Source organism: Pseudomonas sp. ASL4, assembly GCF_056680395.1.
The window spans coordinates 221,023-245,953 of the sequence record NZ_CM155280.1 but is presented as its reverse complement, the minus strand read 5'-3'; the positions used below and the strand labels follow the sequence as shown (position 1 = coordinate 245,953).

The window sequence follows — 24,931 nt, the reverse complement described above, 5'->3', positions numbered from 1 at the left end:
CGAAAAGAGGCAGCCTGGTGAGAAAGTGTCTATGAAAGCAGGTCTGTACCAACCAGATGAATTCAAGGATAACTGCGGTTTTGGCCTGATAGCCCATATGCAGGGCGAGCCCAGTCATACCCTTTTGCAAACGGCCATTGAGGCCCTGACCTGCATGACCCACCGCGGTGGGATCAACGCCGACGGCAAGACCGGTGACGGTTGCGGCTTGCTGATTCAAAAGCCGGATGTGTTCCTGCGAGCCATCGCCCAGGAAACCTTCGGCGTCGAATTGCCCAAGCAATATGCCGTGGGCATGGTCTTCTTCAATCAGGATCCGGTCAAAGCCGAGGCCGCTCGCGAGAACATGAACCGCGAGATCCTCGCTGCCGGCCTGACACTCGTCGGCTGGCGCAAAGTGCCGATCGATACCAGCGTCCTCGGCCGCCTGGCCCTCGAGCGCCTGCCGCAGATCGAGCAGGTGTACATCGGCGGTGAAGGCCTGAGCGATCAGGAGATGGCGGTCAAACTGTTCACCTCCCGTCGTCGCTCGTCGGTGGCCAACGCCGCTGACGCCGATCACTATGTCTGCAGCTTTTCGCACAAAACCATTATTTATAAAGGCCTGATGATGCCGGCGGACCTCACCGCCTTCTATCCAGACCTCAGCGACCAGCGCCTGCAAACCTCGATTTGCGTGTTCCACCAGCGCTTCTCGACCAACACCCTGCCGAAATGGCCGTTGGCGCAGCCGTTCCGCTTCCTCGCCCACAACGGCGAGATCAACACCATCACCGGCAACCGTAACTGGGCCGTGGCGCGTCGTACCAAGTTCACCAACGATTTGATGGACCTGGAAGAACTCGGCCCGCTGGTTAACCGTGTTGGCTCCGACTCCTCCAGCATGGACAACATGCTCGAGCTGATGGTCACCGGCGGCATCGACCTGTTCCGTGGCGTGCGGATGATCATTCCGCCTGCGTGGCAGAACGTCGAAACCATGGACCCGGATCTGCGGGCGTTCTACGAATACAACTCGATGCACATGGAACCGTGGGACGGCCCGGCCGGCGTGGTAATGACCGATGGTCGTTACGCGGTGTGCCTGCTCGACCGTAACGGTCTGCGTCCGGCGCGTTGGGTCACCACCAAAAACGGTTTCATCACCCTGGCGTCGGAAATCGGTGTCTGGAACTACCAGCCTGAAGACGTGATCGCCAAGGGCCGCGTTGGTCCGGGCCAGATCTTTGCCGTGGACACCGAAACCGGTCAGATCCTCGACACCGACGCGATCGACAACCGCTTGAAGTCTCGTCATCCGTACAAGCAATGGCTGCGCAAGAATGCCCTGCGCATCCAGGCGACCATGGAAGACAACGACCACGGTTCAGCTTTCTACGACGTCGACCAGCTCAAGCAGTACATGAAGATGTACCAGGTCACTTTCGAAGAACGTGATCAGGTGCTGCGTCCGCTCGGCGAGCAAGGCTACGAAGCCGTTGGCTCGATGGGCGACGATACGCCGATGGCCGTGCTGTCCCAGCGCGTGCGTACGCCGTACGACTATTTCCGCCAGCAGTTCGCGCAGGTCACCAACCCGCCGATCGACCCGCTGCGTGAAGCCATCGTCATGTCGCTGGAGATCTGCCTCGGTGCCGAGCGCAACATCTTCCAGGAGTCGCCGGAACACGCTTCGCGCGTGATCCTCAGCTCGCCGGTGATTTCCCCGGCCAAGTGGCGCTCGCTGATGAACCTCGACCGTCCGGGTTTCGAACGGGCGATCATCGACCTCAACTACGACGAAAGCGTCGGCCTCGAAGCGGCGATCCGCAACGTCGCCGATCAGGCTGAAGAAGCCGTTCGCTCCGGTCGTACCCAGGTTGTATTGAGTGACCGTCACATTGCCCCGGGCAAGTTGCCGATCCACGCTTCGCTCGCCACCGGCGCGGTACACCACCGCCTGACCGAAAAAGGCCTGCGTTGCGACTCCAACATCCTCGTGGAAACGGCGACTGCTCGCGACCCGCATCACTTTGCGGTGTTGATCGGTTTCGGCGCCTCGGCGGTTTATCCGTTCTTGGCCTACGAAGTGCTGGGCGATCTGATCCGTACCGGTGAAGTGCTGGGCGACCTCTATGAGGTGTTCAAGAACTACCGCAAAGGCATCACCAAAGGTCTGCTGAAGATCTTGTCGAAGATGGGCATCTCGACCATTACTTCGTACCGCGGTGCGCAGTTGTTCGAAGCCATCGGTCTGTCCGAAGAAGTTTGCGAATTGAGCTTCCGCGGCGTGCCGAGCCGCATCAAGGGTGCGCGTTTCGTCGACATCGAAGCCGAGCAGAAAGCCCTCGCCGCCGAAGCCTGGAGCCCGCGCAAGCCGATCCAGCAGGGCGGTCTGCTGAAATTCGTCCACGGTGGCGAATATCACGCTTACAACCCGGACGTGGTCAGCACCCTGCAAGCCGCTGTGCAGCAGGGCGACTACAGCAAGTTCAAGGAATACACGGCGCTGGTGGACAACCGTCCGGTGTCGATGATCCGCGACATGTTCAAGGTCAAAACCCTGGACACGCCGCTGGACATCAGCGAGATCGAACCGCTGGAATCGGTGCTCAAACGCTTCGACTCCGCGGGCATCTCCCTCGGTGCACTGTCGCCAGAAGCCCACGAAGCCCTGGCCGAAGCCATGAACCGCCTCGGTGCGCGTTCCAACTCCGGCGAAGGCGGCGAAGACCCGGCGCGCTACGGCACCATCAAGAGCTCGAAAATCAAGCAAGTGGCGACTGGTCGTTTCGGTGTAACTCCGGAATACCTGGTCAACGCTGAAGTGCTGCAGATCAAAGTCGCTCAGGGCGCCAAGCCCGGCGAAGGTGGTCAGTTGCCAGGGGGCAAGGTCAACGGTCTGATCGCCAAGCTGCGTTACGCAGTGCCGGGCGTGACCCTGATTTCGCCGCCGCCGCACCACGACATCTATTCGATTGAAGACTTGTCGCAGCTGATTTTCGACTTGAAACAAGTCAACCCGAAGGCCCTGGTCTCGGTGAAATTGGTTGCAGAAGCGGGCGTCGGCACCATCGCCGCCGGTGTGGCCAAGGCCTACGCGGACTTGATCACCATCTCCGGCTACGACGGCGGCACCGGCGCATCGCCGCTGACCTCGATCAAATACGCGGGTGCTCCGTGGGAACTCGGCCTGGCCGAAACCCACCAGACCCTGCGCGGCAACGACCTGCGCGGTAAAGTCCGGGTACAAACCGACGGCGGCCTGAAAACCGGCCTCGACGTGATCAAGGCAGCCATTCTCGGCGCTGAAAGCTTCGGCTTCGGCACCGCGCCAATGATCGCCCTGGGCTGCAAATACCTGCGCATCTGCCACCTGAACAACTGCGCCACCGGCGTCGCGACTCAGAACGAGAAGCTGCGTAAAGACCACTACATCGGCACCGTCGACATGGTGATCAACTTCTTCACCTACGTCGCTGAAGAAACCCGTGAGTGGCTGGCCAAGCTGGGCGTGCGCTCCCTCGAAGAGCTGATCGGTCGTACCGATCTGCTGGACATCCTCGAAGGCCAGACCGCCAAGCAGCAACATCTGGACCTGACCCCGTTGCTGGGCAGCGATCACATCCCGGCAGACAAGCCTCAATTCTGCCAGGTCGACCGCAACCCGCCGTTCGACAAAGGCCTGCTGGCCGAGAAAATGGTCGACATGGCCACTTCGGCCATCAACGACATGAGCGGCGCCGATTTCGCGCTGGATATCTGCAACTGCGACCGTTCGATCGGCGCGCGGATCTCCGGTGAAATCGCGCGCAAGCACGGCAACCAAGGCATGGCGAACGCGCCGATCACCTTCCGCTTCAAAGGGACGGCTGGTCAGAGCTTCGGTGTGTGGAACGCCGGCGGCCTGAACATGTACCTGGAAGGCGACGCCAACGACTACGTCGGCAAAGGCATGACCGGCGGCAAGCTGGTCATCGTGCCGCCCAAGGGCAGCGTCTACAAGACTCAGGACAGCGCCATTATCGGCAACACCTGCTTGTACGGCGCCACGGGCGGCAAGCTGTTCGCCGCTGGCACCGCGGGCGAGCGTTTCGCCGTGCGTAACTCCGGTGCTCACACCGTGGTTGAAGGCACCGGCGATCACTGCTGCGAGTACATGACCGGTGGTTTCGTCTGCGTCCTGGGCAAGACCGGTTACAACTTCGGCTCAGGCATGACCGGCGGTTTCGCCTACGTGCTCGACCAGGACAACACCTTCGTTGACCGGGTCAACCACGAACTGGTGGAAATCCAGCGGATCAGCGGCGAAGCGATGGAAGCCTATCGCAGCCACCTGCAACGCGTGCTGGACGAATACGTCGCGGAAACCGACAGCGAATGGGGTCGTAACCTCGCTGAAAACCTCGACGACTATCTGCGCCGTTTCTGGCTGGTCAAGCCCAAGGCTGCCAACCTGAAATCGTTGCTTTCCAGCACCCGTGCCAATCCGCAGTGATATGCGCCTGAAGAGTTTGATGAGGTTTTAACAATGGCTGAACGTCTGAATAACGACTTCCAGTTCATCGACGTCGGGCGCAAAGATCCGAAGAAGAAACTGTTGCGTCAACGCAAGAAAGAGTTCGTGGAAATCTACGAACCCTTCAAACCCCAGCATTCGGCCGATCAGGCCCACCGCTGCCTGGGTTGCGGTAACCCGTATTGCGAATGGAAGTGCCCGGTGCACAACTTCATTCCCAACTGGCTGAAACTGGTGGCCGAGGGCAACATCCTCCAGGCCGCCGAGCTGTCGCACCAGACCAACACCCTGCCGGAAGTCTGCGGCCGGGTGTGCCCGCAGGATCGTCTGTGCGAGGGTGCGTGCACCCTTAACGACGGCTTCGGCGCGGTGACCATCGGTTCGGTCGAGAAGTACATCACCGACACCGCGTTCGCCATGGGCTGGCGCCCGGACATGTCCAAGGTCAAGCCGACCGGCAAACGTGTCGCGGTCATCGGCGCAGGCCCGGCCGGCCTGGGTTGTGCCGACGTGCTGGTACGTGGCGGCGTGACCCCGGTGGTGTTCGACAAGAACCCGGAAATCGGCGGTCTGCTGACCTTCGGCATCCCCGAGTTCAAGCTGGAAAAGACCGTGCTGAGCAATCGCCGCGAAGTCTTCACCGGCATGGGCATCGAGTTCCGCCTGAACACCGAAGTGGGCAAGGACGTGACCGTCGAGCAACTGCTCGAAGAATACGATGCCGTGTTCATGGGCATGGGCACCTACACCTACATGAAGGGCGGCTTTGCCGGTGAGGACCTGCCGGGCGTGCATGACGCTTTGGATTACCTGATCGCCAACGTCAATCGCAACCTGGGCTTTGAAAAGTCGCCGGAAGATTTCGTCGACATGAAAGGCAAGAAGGTTGTGGTACTGGGCGGCGGCGACACGGCCATGGACTGCAACCGGACGTCGATTCGCCAGGGCGCCAAGTCGGTGACCTGCGCTTATCGTCGTGACGAAGCAAACATGCCGGGCTCGCGCAAAGAGGTGAAGAACGCCAAGGAAGAAGGCGTGAAATTCCTCTACAACCGCCAGCCGATTGCCATCGTCGGTGAAGACCGCGTCGAAGGCGTGAAAGTGGTCGAGACCCGTCTCGGCGAACCGGACGCCCGTGGCCGTCGCAGCCCTGAGCCGATCCCGGGTTCCGAAGAGATCATCCCGGCTGATGCCGTGGTCATCGCGTTCGGTTTCCGTCCAAGCCCGGCGTCGTGGTTCGAGCAGTTCGAGATCCAGACCGACAGCCAGGGCCGCGTTGTGGCCCCGGAACAAGGTAAATACAAGCACCAGACCAGCAACCCGAAAATTTTCGCCGGTGGCGACATGGTTCGCGGTTCTGACCTGGTGGTGACGGCGATCTTCGAAGGCCGCAATGCCGCCGAAGGGATCCTGGATTACCTGGGCGTCTGATCACTTTCCAGAATTGGAATGCGATCAAAATGTGGGAGCGGGCTTGCTCGCGAAGGCGGTGTAACAGTCAATATTGATGTCGACTGACACACCGCTTTCGCGAGCAAGCCCGCTCCCACATTGGTTTCAGGGTGTTACCAATACCGGAGTTTCACCGCAATAAATTGACCCGATAGACAAAAGGCTGACCTGCAACCGTGCCTTTTGCGTCGCGCTCTGAGAAAATGCCCGCACTTTTTTTCCGGATGCCGACATGACTGCCCTGAAGAACGACCGTTTCCTTCGCGCCCTGCTCAAGCAACCTGTAGACGTCACGCCGGTATGGATGATGCGTCAGGCCGGTCGCTACCTGCCTGAATACCGCGCCAGCCGTGCCAAGGCCGGTGACTTCATGAGCCTGTGCATGAACCCGGAGTTCGCTTGCGAAGTCACGATGCAACCGCTCGACCGCTATCCACAACTGGACGCGGCGATCCTCTTCTCCGACATCCTGACCATCCCGGATGCCATGGGCCAAGGCCTGTACTTCGAGACCGGCGAAGGTCCGCGCTTCAAGAAAGTCGTCAGCACCCTGGCCGATATCGAAGCCCTGCCGATTCCTGACCCACAAAAAGACCTTGGCTACGTCATGGACGCGGTCAGCACCATCCGCCGCGAACTGAACGGCCGCGTGCCGCTGATCGGCTTCTCCGGTAGCCCATGGACCCTGGCCACCTACATGGTCGAAGGCGGCTCGTCGAAAGACTTCCGCAAGACCAAAGCCATGCTCTACGACAACCCGCAAGCCATGCACCTGCTGCTGGATAAACTTGCGCAGTCGGTCACCAGCTACCTCAACGGCCAGATCATGGCCGGCGCGCAAGCGGTGCAGATCTTCGACACTTGGGGCGGCAACCTCTCGGCGGCGGCGTACCAGGAATTCTCCCTGGCCTACATGCGTAAAATCGTCAGCGGCCTGATCCGCGAACACGAAGGCCGCAAAGTGCCGGTCATCCTGTTCACCAAAAACGGCGGCCTGTGGCTGGAAAGCATCGCCGACGCTGGCGCGGACGCGTTGGGCCTGGACTGGACCTGCGACATTGGCGAAGCCCGTCAGCGCGTCGGCAACAAAGTCGCCCTGCAAGGCAACATGGACCCGACCGTGCTGTACGCCAAGCCAGAAGCCATTCGCACCGAAGTCGGCCGCATCCTCGCCAGCTACGGCAAGGGCAGCGGTCACGTGTTCAACCTCGGTCATGGCATCACCCCGGAAGTTGATCCGGAACATGCAGGCGCGTTCATGCGCGCTGTGCATGAGTTGTCGGCGCAGTATCACGAGTAATTGTTGCCCGATAAAAAACGCCCGGCTTATGCCGGGCGTTTTTGTTTGTGTTGGTTTTTAGTGACCGAGGAGTTGTTCGGCGTAGCGGGCGATGATGTGGTCGAAAGGTTTTTGATCCGAGATGTCGGTTGAGCGAATCGCGGTGACGAGGCGGTTGAGGTCTTCTTCACTGGCCTGTGTGATGAATTCCTCATCGAACAGCAGCCGGATTGTGTTCTGACGACGATTGTTCAGGTAGGCAATATCTAGCGCCAACACTTCAATCATCTTCGATGCGGGCAGGTCTTCAGAGTCTGTTGGTTGGATTTCGCCGGTTCTCAGATACCGGAAGCGCAGTTCACATCGTTCATCCATTGGAGAGATATGCAGCGCTTCGTCAAACCAGTTGCCCTTGCGATGGCCGCAGTGCAACGGGTTGCCGGGTTTTGTCTCGCGCAGGCAAGAGGCATGGAGATTCTGATACTCCAATGCCAGTTTTTCGAAATGCTCTTGAGGTTTGAAATGTTCGATATGGCTGTTGGACGCCTCTATTTCTCTACCGCAGTAGCAGCAGAAGAATCCTTGTTCAGTTAACAAGCTGTTGAGAAGGTCCCGTTTTTGCGGGTTTTGCAGCGTTGGATAAGTAGGGCTCCACTCATCGTTTGCCGAGTTTTTCCATTCTGTAAATGAAGCGGGTTCAGTTCCTTTGAGCACTCGCTTCATTTTCCGAGGATCTCCTTGCGCCTCATCAGCGCTTCGGCTCCTGCGAACTCTGGGAGGTCGGGGGCTTTTTTCTTCAGCGCCTCAAGTTGGACTTTTGCTTTTTTGAGGTCGTTGTCTTCCAGGGTGGAGAACAGCTCAGAGAGCAGCCTTTCTATTTCGGGCTCGCGTTGAGTAACGCCCATGACCTCCTCCAACACGCTACTGGAATCCAAGCCATAGGTGACCCGTGGGTGGGAGGCGTCGCCATTGTTTAGGACGATCACTTCTTCGGGTTTCAGACTGCCGATGATTTGAGGGGAGTGGCTGGCGGCGATGAACTGGACTTTGGGGAAGGCTTCTTTCAACGCCGGAACAATGTTGCGTTGCCAGGCTGGATGGAGGTGGATGTCCAGTTCGTCGATGATGACCACGCCTGAGGTGTTTTTCAGGACGTCCTTGCCCATGTGCGGGTTGAGGATGCACATGCGTCGGGCGATGTCGGCGAAGAGGGCGACCATACCGCGCTGGCCGTCGCTAAGTTGACCGAAGGGGAGAGTTTGCCCGTCGTCCATATCTATGAGTAGAGATTGCATCCGTAGGTCGTAGCGCAAGTCATTTGCTTCAGGCAATGCAAACTTAATTGCTTGATTGACCCAGGCTAGTTCGTCGTCAAACTCCGAAGACGTCAAACCTTCATCCAGTAGGGTTTGCATCCGCTCCAGTGTCTTGGCGATCAGCCAGCTCTCGAAGTCCTTTAAATCCGCGACAGCATCGAACCAGTTGTTGTAGCTGCTGAAACGCGAAATTTTTTGTTGCGCCGCAAACTCTGCAGAAACATTCGCATTTTTCCAGCGTCGATCTGCGCGATAGAACGCGAGTATTGGTAGATCGGGGTAGATTTTTGCTTCCGGTAGAGACTGTGTAAGGAATTGATCGACCGCATTTTTCAGGTTCTGATTCGTCCCTGCGGCCCAGTCTTCTACAAGGCTGATTGTTGTCCAGTCGACTGCGCCGAGAACATCGCCCTTTGCGGCCAGCGTTATTGGAAACTTTTTTTCATATCGTGTTCTGCCTCGAAACTTATCGACTATAAATCGGACATCATCATTTATCGCGAATGACTGGCCGGATTGCATGGCGCTGGCAAACTCAACAAACGACGCAGCCACCGCCTGCAACAACGAAGTCTTCCCACTCCCATTAACCCCCACCACCAGATTGAAACCCGGCTGAAAGTCAAAAGTGGCATCTTCGTAGCAACGAAAATTCTGAATGTGGAGACGGTCCAGGCGCATTCTGGCTTCCCTTTACCAAGACTGACGAATGCCGTCAGTGTACCTTGGCTCGCGATTACCGCTAGGGCGCAGTTTTGGCTAAACCTGTGCGGTGCCCGCCAGCGGCGGCAACTTCGCCAGCTTCAACGCCACCAGCAACGCAATCACCAACAACCCGCCAATAAACAACCCAATCCCGTTCCACCCGCCCAAATGCCAGAACACCCCACCTGCCGTCCCGGCAATGCTCGACCCGGCGTAATAACTGAACAGATACAGCGAAGACGCCTGCCCCTTGGCCTTGATCGCCCGGCGCCCAATCCAGCTACTGGCCACCGAATGCGCGCCGAAGAAGCCGAAGGTGAAGATCAGCATGCCAATTATCACCACCGGCAGCGGTGTGAACATCGTCAGTGTGAGGCCGGCAAGCATCAGCACAATCGTTCCCCAAAGCACCTTGCGCCGGCCCAGTTTGTCGGCCAACGAGCCGATTTTCGCCGAGCTATAAATCCCCGACAGGTACACCACCGACAGCAGCCCGACAAAGGCCTGGTCCATGTTGTAGGGCGCGGCCAGCAGGCGATAGCCGATGTAGTTGAACAGCGTGACGAACGCGCCCATCAGCACAAAGGCTTCGACAAACAGCAGCGGCAGGCCGGCGTCGCGAAAGTGCATGGTGAAGCCGTCGAGCAGGCTGCGCGGGTGCATCGAGCGGGAACGGAAGTTGCGCGATTCGGGGAGGATCTTCCAGAACACCGTCGCCGCAATCAGCGCCAGACCGCCGATCACCAGCATCGCCGTGTGCCAGCTGACGAAATCGATCAAAACCCCGGTGATCAAGCGCCCGCTCATCCCGCCAATCGCGTTGCCACCGATGTACAAACCCATCGCAAGACCGATGTGCTGCGGGTGAATCTCTTCGCTCAGGTAAGTCATGGCCACCGCCGCCAGGCCGCTTAACGATAGCCCGATCAACGCGCGCATGATCAGCACGCCTTCCCAGCTCGGCATCATCGCGCTGGCCATGGTGCACAAGGCCGCGGCGAACAACGCCGTCACCATCACCGGCTTACGCCCGACGCGGTCGGAAATCGGGCCAGTGATCAGCAGACCAATGGCAAGCATGCCAGTGGCCACCGAGAGGATCAGGCTGCTCTGCGCCGCGTTGATCGAATATTCGTGGGACAGAAGCGGCATCATCGGCTGCACGCAGTAGAGCAGGGCGAAGGTCGCGAAGCCGCCGGAGAACAGCGCCAGCACCGTGCGCATGAACATCGGCGTGCCTTTTTCGATGTAGATCTCGTTCAGCTCGGCGACGACATCGTCCAGCGCGGTGGGCTGTATTTCATGGGCGAGTGGGGCGACAGCAGTTTTCACTTCGGACCTCGGAGGGCGCAGCCGGTCAGGCAATGGAAAAAAAGCATATAGCTGCCTAACGATTCAATCCAATATATTATTCGACCTGTTTAAGACGTTTCACGACCTAATGGGGTTTTCATGGAATTGCGTCACCTGCGCTACTTCATCGCCGTCGCCGAAGAACTGCATTTCGGCCGCGCCGCCCAAGTGCTGGGCATCTCTCAGCCGCCCTTGAGCCAGCAGATTCAGGCACTGGAAGCCGAGGTTGGCGCGCGGCTTTTCGAGCGTACCAATCGTCGGGTCGAACTCAGCGAAGCCGGTCGGTTGTTTCTGGAAGAGGCTCGGTTGGCGTTGGCCCAGGTCGACAAAGCGGCAGATGTCGCCCGGCGGGCGCAACTCGGTGAGTTGGGTGAACTGAAAATCGGCTTCACCTCGTCGGCACCGTTTAACTCGACCATCCCCCAGGCGATCTTCTCGTTTCGCCAACGCTTCCCGGCGGTACACCTGAACCTGCGGGAAATGAGCAGCACCCAAGTGGCCGACGCACTGGTGGATGAGTCGATTGAAGTCGGGATCATGCGCCCGCTCGGTTTGCCGGATTCCCTCAGCGTCGTCGAATTGATGCGCGAGCCACTGGTGGCAGTGCTCAGCTCCAAGCATCCGCTGGTGAACGGCAGCGAAGAAGGCTTGTTCCTGTCGGCCCTGGCCCTCGAACCGTTCGTATTTTTCCCACGCAGTTACGGCAGTGGTCTGTACGCCCAGTTACTGACCTTGGCCCGAGATGCCGGCTTCAGCCCGCACTTCGCCCAAGAGGCCGGCGAGGCGATGACCATCATCGGCCTGGTAGCGGCGGGGTTGGGCGTGTCGGTGTTGCCGGCGTCATATCAGCGGATGCGCATTGATGGCGTGGTCTATCGGCCGCTGCTGGACCCGGAAGCGGTGTCGGCAGTGTGGCTGGTGCAACGCAAGGATCAGAAATCGCCGATGGCCAAGGCGTTTGTGGAATTGCTGACGAGGAAGTTGACGCCATAGGTCTGTAAAATTTTTTGGGTGATGGCCCTTTGCCTTTTGTCGTGTCGGCCGATAACCGTCATGGCACATCACACACTATGGAGATACAGGATGTTCAAGCAGATCACCTTCACCGCTTTGTTGGCATTGACCGCACTGACCGCTGGTTGTGCTTCGGTAAAAATGGCTGATGAAGGCCAGGATGCTCAAGCGAAAACCTTCCAGGTTTCCCCGGGCAAAGCCAACATCTACGTGTATCGCAACGAGAGCATGGGCGCCGGGGTGAAAATGCCGGTGACACTCAATGGCAAACCTGTGGGGGATACTGTCGCCAAGTCCTACCTGATGCTGGCCGTTCCGGCTGGCCAGCAGACTTTGGTGTCTTCGGCTGAAAACGATTCCGAACTGAAACTCACCGCAGAAGCCGGCAAGAACTACTTTGTCTGGCAGGAAGTGAAAGTGGGCTTCATCAAAGCGCGTAACAACCTGCAAGTCGTCGATGACAAAACTGGCCGTGCCGGCGTTGCTGAAAGCAAGTTGATTCAAGCTCAGTAAGAAGCCAGCAGACAGCCCCCGCGCCAGTCGCGGGGGCGTTCCGTCTTACGGAATACGCACCAAATCCCCCCGCAACGCCACCCGCGCCACAAAAATCCCGACCCGACACTCATAAGTATTCAGATCCTTGCGCACATGCTGATCGTAATAACTGACGATATTGGTCACTGCGTTCGCCCCAACGCGTTTGGCGTCGCCCTGCAACTTGATCAGATTCGACTGCAGCACCCACTCGCAAGCATCGCGATCACTCTTGTTCGAAGCGTTAGTCCCCAGATCGCTGATCACATTCATGCGCAGCATTTGCGGGTTCGCCGTCGGCCCGTTCCCGGCCAGGTAAAACTTCACACTGCCATCCAGCCGCCCGGCGCGGATCGCGTCGGACAGGACGGTTTCGAACGGCATGTACATGAGGTTGGTCGCCTGGCTGGCGCTGGGCAGCAGGCAGAACACAAGGGCGGCGAGCAGGGCTTTCGCTTGCATGGTCATCTCCTTGACTTGAAAAACGCAGGGAGTGCCTGGAAGAACACTGCCTCGCAGCTTTGGCGAGTGTAGACGGCCGAATGTCGACTTATAAAAATTCGGGTTGAGCGGGTGTAGCTCAAAGGCTACACTCGCATTCATGACCGAGATCCTTCGAAGTTCATCATTCTCTGGCTGGCTATCGAAGCTCGCCGACAACCGCGCCAGGATGCGTATCCAGGCGCGGATTGATCGCATGGCGGACGGGAATTTTGGTGATGCCAAAGCCATCGGAGGAGGCTTAAGTGAAGCCCGTATTGATTATGGGCCCGGTTATAGGGTCGATTTCATGCAGCAAGGCCGCCAATTGGTCATCCTCCTTTGTGGAGGCGACAAAAGCAGCCAAACCCGTGACATCAAACAAGCCAGGCTCATAGCGAAATCCTGGCAGGAGCAAAACCCATGACCGAACAATTCACTCGTTGGGACTCTGCCGAGTACCTCAAGACCGAAGAGGACATGGCTAATTATCTGGATGCTTGTATGGAGGAGGCTGGCGATGATCCGGCGTTCATCGCCAAGGCACTCGGGACTATCGCTCGCGCTCGCGGCATGACTCAGGTGGCACGAGATGCAGGGCTTTCTCGGGAAAGTCTTTACCGGGCGTTGTCAGGTGAGGGGAATCCAGAATTCGGTACCATCCTGAAAGTCGTTAAGGCATTGGGACTGAAGTTACACGCCAGCACCTAAGCTGAGAGAAAGGTTTAATGGCGAAGAAATACGCATTGAGCAATCTTGCCAATGTTCCCGAAAGGGGCTTGTAAGACTCTGAAGATCCTGGATAACCAGCTATCGCAGAGCCGGACAGGTACAGGGCGATGACAAGCCAGCCTGTTTGTTAAGGGGCGCCGAAAGGCGCCCTTTGTCTTTTTGGCATTCGCCAAATATGCAGCCCATTGCGGGCAAGCCACTGAACGTAGCCCAACTCGAAGGCCGGCAGCCTGAGCCAATTTCACCGGTTTGGAAATTGCGCAGTTGAGTAATACTGAACTCGAGGGACGGCCATTGTAAAAAAACAGACGACCCAGGCAGATCGTCCGTTTTTCGTTTCTAGGCAGAAACCTGCCCCCGCAATCGTCGGCCGATGACGTCCATCAGATCGCAGCCATCACGCAACGAAGTCACCAACACCCGCGCCAGCTCACTGTGAATACCCTCGCTGAACGCGATATTTTCCAGCAGTTGAGTCGCCGTGCGGATGCGGTAAGCCGCCGTTTCATGCAACACGTCCAGCGGTGCTTGTGTGTCGATCAGCAACGATGGGGTGGTGCAGTCGATACCGGTGATGGGCATATATCTATCCATGACAAAAAAACTCCAGTTTGAAAAAGCATGCAGCGACTCAGTGGTGGGAAGGGGTTGGGGTTTCACGCGAACCTTCGGGCAACTCCACTAGGTCCAGCGCCCGATTAACCAATAACTCGGCCAACGTGGCCAGTTGCTGAATGGCCAACGCCACATTGCGGTGGGAGCCTTCCAGATCGCAGGCCAGATCGGTGCTCATGACATTCAGGGAGGCGAGGGTTTCGCAGGCGTGACAGAGCAGGGATTCCTTGTCGGCGTCCGGGAGGATGGCGAAGACGTGGCTGATCGGGTCAGGGCGCTTTGGATTGCGCAGGCGTGCGCTGACGAGGGGTTCGGTGATGTCGGAGAGTTTGGGTGTATCGACGTTGTCGTCGGATGATGGATTTTGCGAGTCCGAGAGGGTAGGGGGTATTTTTTTCATATTGGTATTCCCTTCAAGAGTTTAAGAAACCATTAACCCTATGCAGTCCGCCAAGGTGAATTGGCGGCGTGCAAAGTTGAATGGTGCGGTAGATTTATTACCAGAAAATTCTATTTAATTAATCAAATAAATGAACATATGTGCAATTAAATGATTCATTTCTTTTCTAAATGATTTTGTAGGAAGTTGCTGTAAGAGATGACTGTGGGAAGTTTCATTAAGTTTTGTGGTATATGTCGGTAATCAAACATTCTGAATTTCTTGAGCGAAATATTATTTAATGAATGTTTTGCGTGTTTGTGATATTGATTTTGTATAAGTCCTGACTCTGTAGGATGCTGGGTTTGCAGCGAGAAACCTGCGTAGGGTTTATTTCGAGTGTGCAGCGTGTTGAAAGCGTAAGTGAATGGTAGCTATTTAATGCATAAGAAAGTAAAGACAGAACGTTTAAAAAACAATATTAAATATCTGATAAAAAGTCGTGGAGAGACGCAGCTGTCCTTGTGCAATTCCAGTGGTCTGACACGGAGTACGATATATAACATTCTGGAAGGGAGGGTGGTGAATGTTCAGCAATCTACAATTCGTAAGATTTCTGATTTTTTCGGAGTGTCTTACAAAGAAATAGAGACCGTCGATTTTGAAGAAAAGGAAGTAATTGAGAGCAGTGTTTCCATACTTGGAAATATGAATCCGGCGGCGGTTCCTGTCATTAAAGAAATTTTATTGATTAAGAGTCTGGAAAAAAGAATCGGCGAATTGGCTACCACTCACCCGCTTACTTACTATTTCGGTTCAGCCTGCAACGTAATAGGTGTGCTATTGGAAAATGATATCTGGGGTGTCTATGAGTCAGGGGATTTGCTGATAGTGAAGAAAGGTTTGTCGAGCAGTGCTACGGAGAAGTTAGTGTATGAAAGGAAAACAAAGGCGTTGCATATAATTAGTGAGGCGTATTTTGATTCTGACGTTTTCTGTATTGTAGGGGATGTGCTGGAGCAACGATTCAATGGATGATGCTGCTGAAAATAGTCGGTACAAGCTTCTCGGGTTTGAGAATAACAAAAATCTCGCCGTGATCATGGTTATCTCTACAGGAAAAGTTGTCCGAGTAAAGCTAGGCGAATTGTTGAAAAGTGATATTTTAGACAATTTAAGTAAAACGGAAATTAAGGATATTTACAGGAAGTTCTATTCTGGCGGGGCGGCATTAACTGCATACGAAGTCAATGATCGTCATGAGCGATCTTGGTTGACTTATGTTGTGCTCAATCTTTTTCTTTTCGCGCTTTATATTTTTACAAACGTAGCGGCCACAAAACTTGTTTATTTAGAGCGATTTGATGTTGTCGTCACGCCCGGAGTTTTTCTATATCCACTAACGTTTTTAATAGTCGATCTACTCAATGAGTCATATGGGTTTAAACTCGCGAGGAAGGCTATATTGTTTGCTTTTGCAAGCAATGCACTCATTATCATCTTGCTGAGCTTTACTAGCTATTTGCCCGGTTTGGCTGGTTGGAAACTTGATGCGCCGTTTAGTGAAGTCATGACTCATGTGTCTTCAGTTTTGATCGCATCCTCCATTTCATTTCTTTTTTCTGAGTATTTGAATTCTTGTTTACTGTGCAAGATAAAAGAACTCACGAATTCCAGGTTTCTGTTTCTTAGAGTATTTTTAAGCACGTTTTTTGCTGTGATAATCGATAGTTTTATTTTTTGCTTCATTGCATTTTATGGAACTATGCAAAATAGTGAAATACTAGATATAATTTATATCCAGATAACTATAAAAATGTGCTTTGCAGTTTTTAATATTTTGCCGGCTTATGGGGCAAGGTACTTGTTTAAGAAATATGTAGCTGTAGCTCAGGTGCCATAGAGAGAAGGGGGGTAATGCCCCCCCTTGCAATGTCTTCATTATGTTAGAGCTAATTTTGCTTTTAGACTGCTCGTGGTTCCTGTACGGTTTTCCAGGAACTCATTCAAACCCTTGGCGCGAAGGTTACAAGCATCACAGTCGGCGCACCCACTACCCTTTATCCCGTTGTAACAAGTAAGCGTATCGTAGCGAATTAAGTCTAGCTGTTTATGGTGATCGGCCAGCGCCCAAGTTTCGGCCTTGTTCAGCCACATGAGTGGGGTTTCAATGCGTAATTTATAATCCATCCCCAATTCTATGGACTTATTCAAGAGCGTAACAAAGTCGTCGCGACAATCAGGGTAGCCAGAACACTCTGTTTCACATACACCCGTGATTACAGCCTCGGCACCCACTTGATACGCATAAATAGAAGCTAACGTTAAAAACAGAATATTCCTGCCCGGCACGAAAGTATTTGGCACGCTTTCTTCAGAGCTTGCGGCGGTTGGGACTGGAATGTTATCTCGGGTCAGGCTGCTGATCGCCAACTCATTTAATAACGTCGTGTCGAGAACCTTGTGCACTGTCACACCCAGCTTTGCCGACAGCTGTTTTGCAACTTCAATTTCCGCGCGATGGCGCTGCCCATAGTCAAACGTGATGCAGTGTATTTCATCGTAGTTGGGTAATGCGTGGATCAAACAGGTTGTTGAGTCTTGGCCGCCACTAAAAACGATAACTGCTTTTTTATTCATGCTTTTGCTCATCCTTGGAGTGTCCCGACAGGTAGCTAGGGACATTGACCCTACCGGGAAAGCCAAAGGTCTCGCTGTGGGACGTTTCCGAAATTACATGCACCGCTTTCCTATGTTTCATTTCTTTGCCAGAAGGAGGCATGGCAAGTCCAGCTTCGGCCGGCTGCTCCCGATCATTCGCTGTGCTTCTTTCGTTGATTGACGCACCCGTTTGAAAAGAGGAAAGGTCTGGCTGTATTAAAAGACCTTTCCTACATTAATCTTTTTTTGCCGTTGCTACCGTGCGCGCCAATTTCGCGTGCACAGACCTCGAACGGTCTGGACATCACGCTTTTCTCCTCTGCTTAAGGATGAGCGTATGTTCGGCTCGGCCAATACAGCGCATTTCGCGTTGCACATCTCCGCTGTTCGTAACGATTTCAAGGTGCTGGCTTTTGAAGGGTCTGAGGCCATCAGCACCCTCTACGCCATCCATGTTGATCTGGTCAGCGAGCACCCAGATTTCGATCTGGAGAGCCTGCTCAGCCAACCGGCGTTTCTGCAATTCGGCCTGAACGGCGAAGGACTTCACGGCCGTATCGAACACGTCTGGGTGGGTGAAGCCGGTAAGCGCCTGACCCGTTATCACCTGACCCTGGTGCCGGCGCTGCACTATTTGCAGTTAAGTCACGACCAACGGATTTTCCAGCACCTGACGGTGCCGCAGATCATCACGCAAGTGCTCAAAGGGCACGGCATTCAGGGTGACGAATTCGCTTTCCATGTCAGCACCAGCCCTGTGCGCGAATACTGTACGCAGTACGGTGAAAGCGACTTCGAGTTCATCCAGCGCCTGTGCGCCGAGGACGGCATCGCCTGGCACCACCAGCACTCGCAGGACGGTCACCGGTTGGTGTTCACCGGCGATCAAACGTTCTTCCCCAAGCTGGGCGAAACCCCTTATCAGCAAGGCTCCGGCATGGTCGCGGAGCACCCGGTCGTCAGCCAGTTCGCCATGGGTTTCAGCACCCGCACCAGCACGATCACGCGCCGGGACTATGACTTCCAGCGCCCGAGCCTGCTGCTGGAAAGCCGCTTCACCGCCGAGTTCAGTCCTGAGCTTGAAGACTATCGCTACCCCGTACTGATCGAGAACGAAAAGCACGGCAAACAACTCGCTCAACAGGCCTTGGAGCGGCACCGTGCCGATTACCAGTTGGCCGAGGGCCAGAGCGATCAGCCGACTCTGCGTAGTGGTCACTTCTTCGACCTGATCGAGCACCCGCGTAAAACCTGCAACGATTTGTGGTTGTTGCTCAGCGTGACGCACCACGGGAAACAACCGCAGTCACTGGAAGAGGCCATCACCAGCGACGTCAAACCGCAAGACGGCTTCACTCAAGGTTATCGCAACCACTTCAGCGCCATTCCATGGGACGTGCATTACCGCCCACCGTTGCGCCCGCGAAAAACACAACTGGTCAGCCAGACCGCCCGCGTTACCGGGCCTGCCGGTGAAGAGATTTATTGCGATGAATTTGGTCGTGTGAAGGTCGAACTGCCGTGGGACAGAGCCGAACTCAACAGTGAGAAAAGCAGTTGCTGGCTCCGGGTTTCCTCCAGTTGGGCGGGGGAAGGTTTCGGGGCGGTGACCATCCCGCGCATCGGCATGGAAGTTGTCATCACCTACCTCGAAGGCGATCCCGATCAACCCTTGATCACCGGTTGTGTCGCCAACAAAGTCACGTCCGTCCCGCACTCCTTACCAGAGAACAAAACCAAAACTGTCCTGCGCAGCCACAGTTCTCCGCACACCGGTGGCTACAACGAACTGTCGCTGGAAGATCGCGCCGGGCAGGAAAAAATCTACCTGCGCGCCCAGCGCGACATCGAACAACTGATCCTCAACGACAGCGACACTAAAATCGGTAACGACCGCCGCGAACAGATCACTCGGGACAGCCACAGCCTGATCAGCCATGACCGTTTTGAACAGGTCGATAACCACAGCGCCAGCCTGATCAAGGGCGACGAGTTGCACACCACCCAAGGTCTTCGCAACACGGTAATCGGCGGGGATGAGCTGATCACCATCAGCGGCAATAGCAGCACGGCGGCGGCTGGCACGCTGGTGATTCAGGCTGGCGCGCACGCCCGCGTTACCGCGAGCCAGGTGGTAATCGATGCGGGTTCGAGCCTGACGCTCACCGCTGGCGGCCATCACATCGTCATCAACGCCGGCGGGATTTTCAGCAGCGTGGCCATTGTCGAGGGCGGTTCTCCGGTGGCGGGGATGGCGGCGCAGGTGGCGTTGTCGGCTGAACAGATCACGTCAGTTGCTCTTGAAGCGCCCTTGCTACTTCAGACGCAACGTTTGGCCTTGATGGCCAAACAACCGATTTGCGCGGTATGCGAAGCCGCGAAACAGCAGAGTGAACACGCCAATGGTTAATTTGCCGCCACTGCCGGACGATTTGCCTTGGGCGATGTCGGCTTATTTGCTGCTTGATGGTGTAAGCGCGTCGAACCTGGCGCAACGTCTGCACCGCTGGGATAACCCGACGTATTGCCTGTACCAAGGCACTCGCTGGCATGAGTTGTCAGACATATCGCCCTGCTTGATCCCGCTCAACGGTGAGCACGATCCACTGTTGGCGTACTTCCAGGAAAACGCCGCACTTGAATGGGGCTATTTGCTGTTCAGTCCAGCGGACGCGACAACGCTTTGTTCGCATTGGCGTCGCCTGCTGACCGTCGAACACCCCAGCGGCATTGAGGTCATGCCGCGCATTGCCGATCCAGCGGTCATTCACCCCTTGCTTGTCCTTGCACGGCAAGCGCAAAGCGCCCGCTGGTTTGGCCCCGTCGAACGGGTGTGTTTGCCCGATAGCCTCCAGGCGATCTGGCACCAACACGCACGCCCTGAGCGTGCGGCGCCAGACACCCTCGATAGCTATCGACTGACGGACGAGGAACTCACGGCGCTGGAAGAGGTGGCGTTTCGGCGTTTAGTCTTTGACTTGAGTGAGCACCTGCACGCGTACTTCCCCGAGTTCATGGCGTCGTATCCAGCGCAAAAGCGCCTGCTTCATATCCAGCAAGTGGCCCGAGAGGCTTATCAACGGGGCTTCACGTCGGAGCAGGAAATCACCCTCTACGCCAATGTTTTCGCCTATTTGGCCGGGCAGCCGGTGAGCGACCATGCGGATATTGTCGAGCTGCTCACGGTACCCACAGCGCAATCCCCTTTGATGCGTGTGCAACGTGCTGCCGAGTTGGCTCGCAGTCATACCGCTGACCCGCAAGGAGGCCGACTGTGACTGCCCGACTAGCGGCCTCACTCGATGCCAACGCCGCCGCCATGGCCACGCGTGCCAACGACGTCCGCTCACCGGTGGGGCAATGCTCTTTAATGAACCCCAAGGTGCAGTTGCTGCCGCTGCGATACGGGCTGGTCGAACACCTCGATCCCTCGTCCGAACTCGCCATGCCGCTCACACTGAGCAGTCAGCCCCTGGGCATCCGATTGTTGCGCGATGGCTACCTTTACATCATCGACAACGACACGGCCTATCTGCACGAATACCGCATTGAAAAAGGGCAGATCACAAAGCTGTTATGGAGCAGCCAAGAGGTTGCCGGCGACACGCGCACCGCTTCGGTCGGTGATCCTCACTTGGTCTTTGCCCGGCAGAACACGTTGTACGCCAGCTATTCAGAAATTCAGTGGACGGCTTACAAGTGTTCGCAAGTGCTCAAGAACAGCGCCGAGCGCGAACGCTTGATGCAATGCATCGAGCTGGCCAGTGCGTGCCCGGTCAAGGGCGGCACTGATTTGCTGAGCAAACAGCAGGCCGAAAAATGGCTGGCGGAAGTGGCAGAAAACGTTACCCAGTCAGTCTCGATAAAGGCCCTGCCCGACGGCGCCAACCGGCAAGAAAGTGAGCACTATGCCTGGGAGGACACGCCGCTGTTTCAGGAGGCGGCGATTGAAACACTCACCAGCCAGGTGCTCGGCCCTTATCAGGATGACTACCTGTTTTTGGTGTTGCGCGATGACTTTGGCGTCATGCGCGATCTGGCCAGCGCGCAACTGAAAGTGGCTGACTGGATTGAGCAATGGAGTGCCGACGATGCGGTTCAGCGCCAGTACCTGACGGGCGCTTACATCCAGTCCTTGTACGATGTGAATGCCGCGCGTCTGGAGGCTCTGGACGCGACAGATCCACAAGTCAAAGCGTTGAAAGACGACACCAGCGCCGAGCAGCAGAACGCGATTTATGACTACTTGCGGGCCAAACGTGACGACAGGGGCGCAGGACTCTATGGCGACGAGGCGTTTTGGCGAGAGGCCGCCAAAACCAATCCTCATGCTCGAGCCCACCTCACTCTGCGAGACGCGCTGGGAGAGGTGCTTTGGCAAAAGCACCAAAGCACCATCACCACGCTCAACCTGCAAACCTGGGAGGCGCTATACGGCAAAGCCATCGGCCAACGCGGCATCGATGACCTGGTCAACCGGGCAGAGATGGAAGCCTTCGTCAGCCAACAGCAACTCTTGCTGAGCCATTGGCACCAACGACTTAAGGCCATCCGCGAAGACCGGTTGAGCATGATCACCGGCGGCTACTTTCACCGGGCCGCCTGGTATTACGACTTCCAGCACGATGCGCTCATCAAGCATCGCCTGGAAACCGAATTCGTCTGCGTGGCCGCCCTGTGCTGGAATCGCGCCGCAACGGAAAAACTGGCGGCTTATCTGGAGCAAAACCTGCTTACTGTCGTGCCGGGGCTGGAAACCCTGGCGCTGAAGGACCAGTTGGAGGTGAGCAAAAAACTGACGGACTTGAGCAGCTTCTCGATCAAAGTGGGCACGGCCCAGGAGAGTCTTGCCAGCGTCAATGTGCTCGCCAGCCAGTTCAACAGTTTGATGAGTGAGCGGTTGCCCAACTATGCGGATTTGAATACGAGGTTTAAGGGGCTGCAAAGTTTGCTTGATAGCGCTTACATTCCGGCGCATCAGTTGACCGCTGCGGACCAGCTAGACCGAGTGCACAACGAATTTAAACGACAAAAAACCATTGACCCCAATGGCTTCATACGCGACATCGGCGCACCTGCACGCCTGCAACTGCTGCGCGAGTTCTCTCGCAGTGGCTTGACGCTGCGGGCGGCGTCGGCTTCCGAAATCCAGGCATTCAACAAGGCCCGCGATGCCACCCTTGACCTGCGCAGCCAGCTCAAGGAAACCTACAAACTGCGCCGTCGTGAGTTGTCGCGGGTCACCAGCGGTCTGGTGGCACCGGGTGGCGAACAGATTTACAACCAGCGTATCAATCAACTCAAGGCCGCGCTGGCGCCGTTGGAAGACAGCCTCAGTCGGGCCTTGACCGTCGGCAGTGGCCACCCTGGGCAAATCGGCACGGTGGTTGATGGGGTGGCGCCGGCACTGCGTGACGAAATGCACCGTACGGTGCGGGATTTCCGTGCGACGGGGACGTTTGGCAAGCCTCTGAGTAGCGCGCTGAAATCCGGGGGTGATGGGATTGCGCTGTTGTTGCTTGTGTTTCAGGGGCAGAAGTTTGTTGAGGCGTTGAGCGCGTTGGATAAAAAAACTATGCCGTCTCTCGCTGAGTGGGGCGTGCTCTTTGAGTCATTTGTGGGTATGTCGGCTGCGGGATTTGCGGCGGTACAAGGTCTGTCGGTGACGATTTTTCAAACGCATATTGAGCAAATGGACAGTGCTGCTGGGAAGCTCAATACGATGAGCCGTCTGGGGCGCTGGGCCGGTATTGCAGGGACCGGCGCATTTGGGTTTGGTGCTTTGGCCGCCGCAATTGATTTAGGCAAGCACTCTCAGCAATGGGGGAAAGCGCTGGCCGCAGGCGATTACAAAGGCTTGGCGGCTACGAGCCTGCAAATGGCCGGTGACGGAGTTTTGATGGGCACCAATACCTGGGGCGCCCTTCATACGACATCGATCATTAACAAAATCCTGAAAACTCCCTCCGAACTGCGGGCTCTGGCTTGGGCGGAAGCCAGCCTGCGACTGCTCAGCATCGGCGCTAAAGCCAACTTGGTGGGTTTAATCGGCACAGCCCTGCAATTGATGGGTGAAGGTCTTTACAACTACTTCAATCTGACAGCAATGCAAAAATGGCTGCAAGCCAGTGCTTGGGGGACGGCAAACTTGCAACGCAGTCTGCTAGATGACTGGACTGCGTTGGCGAAGGTGGTGCAGCAACCGACGTGCGAACTGCTCCGCGACGATAAGCGTACCTACTTGAAATTGGTGCTGCCCGGCGTTCGAACGCAGGAAATGGACAGTCGCCGATTGCAATTGCTGGCGTATCAGCAAACCCGTGATCTGCACATTCCTCGCCCCTACAGCGCCCAGTTACCGCCCGTGCGCTGGCAGGAGTGCAGCGCGGCGTGGGTGGCTACGGCCATGGTCGTCAGTCAGGAAGACGAAGCGCTGACCTTGCATCTGCCCATCAGCGACTCTCTGCAAACAACGGATTTTGCCCTGGCTTTCAACATCGGTTACCAACTGGAGGCCGAACGTGATTTGATCCACCGCACCTGCTTTGTGCTGCGTAATTTGTACGTCGCGACAGAGCGTGGTGTACGCCTGCCGGCCAAGGGGAGGTTCAAACTCGACCCGGTGGAGAGCATGCCGAGCGGCACAGGCAAAGCCCCTTACTGGTTATTTACCCGAGAAGAAATGGCGACGGTTGATGTTTAGGAAATTGTTCAAGCGCAGAAACAAAGCTGAAAACACCGAGCCCTCACCGGACATTCGCAGCCAGCGACCCAGTGCCGGGCAACTGCGGGTCAAGGGTTTGAATGAAACGTTGTTCCTCGCCCCGTTGCCGGTATACACGGGACAGGCGCAAATTTCTCGCCGTAACTTTTCGGAGATGAACGAGACCTATCTGGAGCTGGGAGGTAATAACTTCGGGATGGTGGAGTTGGGAAAAAGATTGGCCTTTCAGATATGGATGGTTTTGTGTACTGCATTTTTTGCACCCGTGCTTATTTGTCTATGGCTCGTTGCTTTTAGCCCTCCGGAGATTGATCGAAGATTTTTCGACATTGTTGGGGATGCTGTACAGGTGTTCGCCACTGGTTCTCTCCTTTTCATTATCCCGATTGGCGCCTTCGTCTACGGCATGCTATCCGGCGTCTATGCCTCAGCCAAAAGCTACCCAATCCGCTTCAACCGCCAACGCCGCGAAGTCTGCTACATCGACGACACCACCCATCGTGTCCTGATCGTCCCATGGGAAAGTGTGGTGGCCTGGGTCGCGAGCAGTCAGGGCATCACCAGCTACGGCGCGATGCGCGACTACACCTTCGGCATGGGCCTGGAAGACGAAGAGCACGACACCGTGCAGTTTGTGCTGTCGGCCCAACCCAGCGATGCCCACGCGCTGGGCATGTGGACCTCCATTCGTAACTACATGGAAGACGGGGAATTGGTGGATACCCCGAACCCTATGCTCGTCGTATTGGGGCTTACGCCAACGGAAGAAGAGCTCATACCTTACGAGGGGCTGCATACCTTTGAGATCGAACGCAACGGCGCACGCTTCATGGGTTCATTGGACGATGACGGCGGAGATCTAACCGCCGAACAGCGCCACCGTTACGGTTACGGCAAGCGGACACCCTGGCCCTTACGCTGGTGGTACGTCCGCCGCGTCCTGACCTTCTGGAAAATGCCCTACCTGATCGCCGAATGGGCCCACCGCAAGGGCCGTCCGACCCTGCCCGAACGCGTGCAAGTCTGGTCCCAACCTCTGCCCCCCGAACAGTGGGCCAAACCCAGCCCGGCGCTGCAAAAAGCCAACACGCTGGTCAAAACCGCCATGGACAAAAAAAGCGCGAACTTCGTCGATGCGTGCAAGGCGGCAGGGTTGCATTGATTCATATTGAGTTCAGTAGACGGCTTA

At 56.3% G+C, this 24,931-nt stretch carries 20 protein-coding genes; 13 read left to right on the top strand and 7 right to left on the bottom strand.

All coding sequences use genetic code 11. From position 1 onward, the window contains the following. Positions 1-31 precede the first annotated feature (31 nt). The 3 genes from gltB (at position 32) to hemE (ending at position 7,250) form a co-directional block, all read left to right on the top strand. Positions 32-4,477 carry a glutamate synthase large subunit gene (gene gltB, locus AC1MEW_RS01025; protein WP_201199951.1) on the top strand — a complete coding sequence of 1,482 codons (4,446 nt, stop codon included), beginning with the start codon at positions 32-34 and terminating at the stop codon, positions 4,475-4,477. Between the two features lie 33 nt (positions 4,478-4,510). Next, the gene (locus tag AC1MEW_RS01020) at positions 4,511-5,929 is read left to right on the top strand and encodes an FAD-dependent oxidoreductase (RefSeq protein WP_201199952.1); all 1,419 of its coding nucleotides are present in this window, start codon (positions 4,511-4,513) and stop codon (positions 5,927-5,929) included. Positions 5,930-6,182: 253 nt separating this feature from the next. Next, positions 6,183-7,250: a uroporphyrinogen decarboxylase gene (gene hemE, locus AC1MEW_RS01015; RefSeq protein WP_201199955.1), complete on the top strand. Its 1,068-nt coding sequence runs from the start codon at positions 6,183-6,185 to the stop codon at positions 7,248-7,250. Between the two features lie 57 nt (positions 7,251-7,307). On the opposite strand, the gene AC1MEW_RS01010 is transcribed toward hemE, so the two are convergent. The 3 genes from AC1MEW_RS01010 to AC1MEW_RS01000 form a co-directional block, all read right to left on the bottom strand. Beyond that, entirely contained in the window at positions 7,308-7,952 is a 645-nt protein-coding gene (locus tag AC1MEW_RS01010) for a retron system putative HNH endonuclease (protein ID WP_201255443.1), read from the bottom strand. After that, complete coding sequence (locus AC1MEW_RS01005; protein WP_480425191.1) at positions 7,949-9,226, bottom strand: AAA family ATPase; 1,278 nt, start codon at positions 9,224-9,226, stop codon at positions 7,949-7,951. Before AC1MEW_RS01005 ends, AC1MEW_RS01010 begins: the two co-directional genes overlap by 4 nt. Positions 9,227-9,304: 78 nt before the next feature. Further along, entirely contained in the window at positions 9,305-10,549 is a 1,245-nt protein-coding gene (locus AC1MEW_RS01000) for an MFS transporter (protein WP_480427166.1), read from the bottom strand. 153 nt (positions 10,550-10,702) lie between these two features. Here AC1MEW_RS01000 and AC1MEW_RS00995 point away from each other — a divergent pair, with 153 nt between their 5' ends. Together AC1MEW_RS00995 and AC1MEW_RS00990 are read left to right on the top strand one after the other, a co-directional pair. Next, positions 10,703-11,596: a LysR family transcriptional regulator gene (locus AC1MEW_RS00995; protein ID WP_201255440.1), complete on the top strand. Its 894-nt coding sequence runs from the start codon at positions 10,703-10,705 to the stop codon at positions 11,594-11,596. Positions 11,597-11,686: 90 nt separating this feature from the next. Next, positions 11,687-12,130, top strand: coding sequence for a DUF2846 domain-containing protein (locus AC1MEW_RS00990; RefSeq protein WP_480425189.1), 444 nt, complete (start codon positions 11,687-11,689; stop codon positions 12,128-12,130). Between the two features lie 45 nt (positions 12,131-12,175). On the opposite strand, the gene AC1MEW_RS00985 is transcribed toward AC1MEW_RS00990, so the two are convergent. Next, complete coding sequence (locus AC1MEW_RS00985) at positions 12,176-12,613, bottom strand: excinuclease (protein WP_480425188.1); 438 nt, start codon at positions 12,611-12,613, stop codon at positions 12,176-12,178. A gap of 139 nt (positions 12,614-12,752) precedes the next feature. Between AC1MEW_RS00985 and AC1MEW_RS00980 the strand changes: the two genes are divergently transcribed. After that, the gene (locus AC1MEW_RS00980; protein WP_480425187.1) at positions 12,753-13,058 is read left to right on the top strand and encodes a type II toxin-antitoxin system RelE/ParE family toxin; all 306 of its coding nucleotides are present in this window, start codon (positions 12,753-12,755) and stop codon (positions 13,056-13,058) included. Continuing rightward, positions 13,055-13,342 carry an addiction module antidote protein gene (locus tag AC1MEW_RS00975; protein WP_007943750.1) on the top strand — a complete coding sequence of 96 codons (288 nt, stop codon included), beginning with the start codon at positions 13,055-13,057 and terminating at the stop codon, positions 13,340-13,342. Before AC1MEW_RS00980 ends, AC1MEW_RS00975 begins: the two co-directional genes overlap by 4 nt. A 360-nt stretch (positions 13,343-13,702) precedes the next feature. On the opposite strand, the gene AC1MEW_RS00970 is transcribed toward AC1MEW_RS00975, so the two are convergent. Together AC1MEW_RS00970 and AC1MEW_RS00965 are read right to left on the bottom strand one after the other, a co-directional pair. Then, on the bottom strand, positions 13,703-13,957 hold the full coding sequence (locus AC1MEW_RS00970) for a hypothetical protein (protein WP_322270313.1): 255 nt from the start codon (positions 13,955-13,957) through the stop codon (positions 13,703-13,705). Between the two features lie 37 nt (positions 13,958-13,994). Beyond that, positions 13,995-14,378, bottom strand: coding sequence for a DUF6124 family protein (locus AC1MEW_RS00965; RefSeq protein WP_322270315.1), 384 nt, complete (start codon positions 14,376-14,378; stop codon positions 13,995-13,997). 420 nt (positions 14,379-14,798) lie between these two features. Between AC1MEW_RS00965 and AC1MEW_RS00960 the strand changes: the two genes are divergently transcribed. Both AC1MEW_RS00960 and AC1MEW_RS00955 read left to right on the top strand, forming a co-directional pair. Further along, positions 14,799-15,395 (top strand): helix-turn-helix transcriptional regulator, encoded by a 597-nt coding sequence (locus AC1MEW_RS00960; RefSeq protein WP_323570221.1) that lies wholly within the window; start codon positions 14,799-14,801, stop codon positions 15,393-15,395. Next, on the top strand, positions 15,388-16,260 hold the full coding sequence (locus AC1MEW_RS00955; protein ID WP_480425184.1) for a queuosine precursor transporter: 873 nt from the start codon (positions 15,388-15,390) through the stop codon (positions 16,258-16,260). Before AC1MEW_RS00960 ends, AC1MEW_RS00955 begins: the two co-directional genes overlap by 8 nt. 38 nt (positions 16,261-16,298) lie before the next feature. Here the strand turns inward: AC1MEW_RS00955 and queC are convergent, their stop codons facing one another. Next, positions 16,299-16,997, bottom strand: coding sequence for a 7-cyano-7-deazaguanine synthase QueC (gene queC, locus AC1MEW_RS00950; protein ID WP_480425183.1), 699 nt, complete (start codon positions 16,995-16,997; stop codon positions 16,299-16,301). A 358-nt stretch (positions 16,998-17,355) separates the two neighbouring features. Here queC and AC1MEW_RS00945 point away from each other — a divergent pair, with 358 nt between their 5' ends. From AC1MEW_RS00945 to AC1MEW_RS00930, 4 genes are read left to right on the top strand one after another with little or no spacing between them, the layout of a single operon-like run. Beyond that, positions 17,356-19,428, top strand: coding sequence for a type VI secretion system Vgr family protein (locus AC1MEW_RS00945; RefSeq protein ID WP_480425182.1), 2,073 nt, complete (start codon positions 17,356-17,358; stop codon positions 19,426-19,428). After that, complete coding sequence (locus AC1MEW_RS00940; RefSeq protein WP_322270319.1) at positions 19,421-20,296, top strand: DUF4123 domain-containing protein; 876 nt, start codon at positions 19,421-19,423, stop codon at positions 20,294-20,296. Before AC1MEW_RS00945 ends, AC1MEW_RS00940 begins: the two co-directional genes overlap by 8 nt. Next, on the top strand, positions 20,293-23,721 hold the full coding sequence (locus AC1MEW_RS00935; RefSeq protein ID WP_480425180.1) for a toxin VasX: 3,429 nt from the start codon (positions 20,293-20,295) through the stop codon (positions 23,719-23,721). Before AC1MEW_RS00940 ends, AC1MEW_RS00935 begins: the two co-directional genes overlap by 4 nt. Further along, positions 23,714-24,904: a DUF6708 domain-containing protein gene (locus tag AC1MEW_RS00930; protein ID WP_322270321.1), complete on the top strand. Its 1,191-nt coding sequence runs from the start codon at positions 23,714-23,716 to the stop codon at positions 24,902-24,904. Before AC1MEW_RS00935 ends, AC1MEW_RS00930 begins: the two co-directional genes overlap by 8 nt. Positions 24,905-24,931 lie beyond the last annotated feature (27 nt).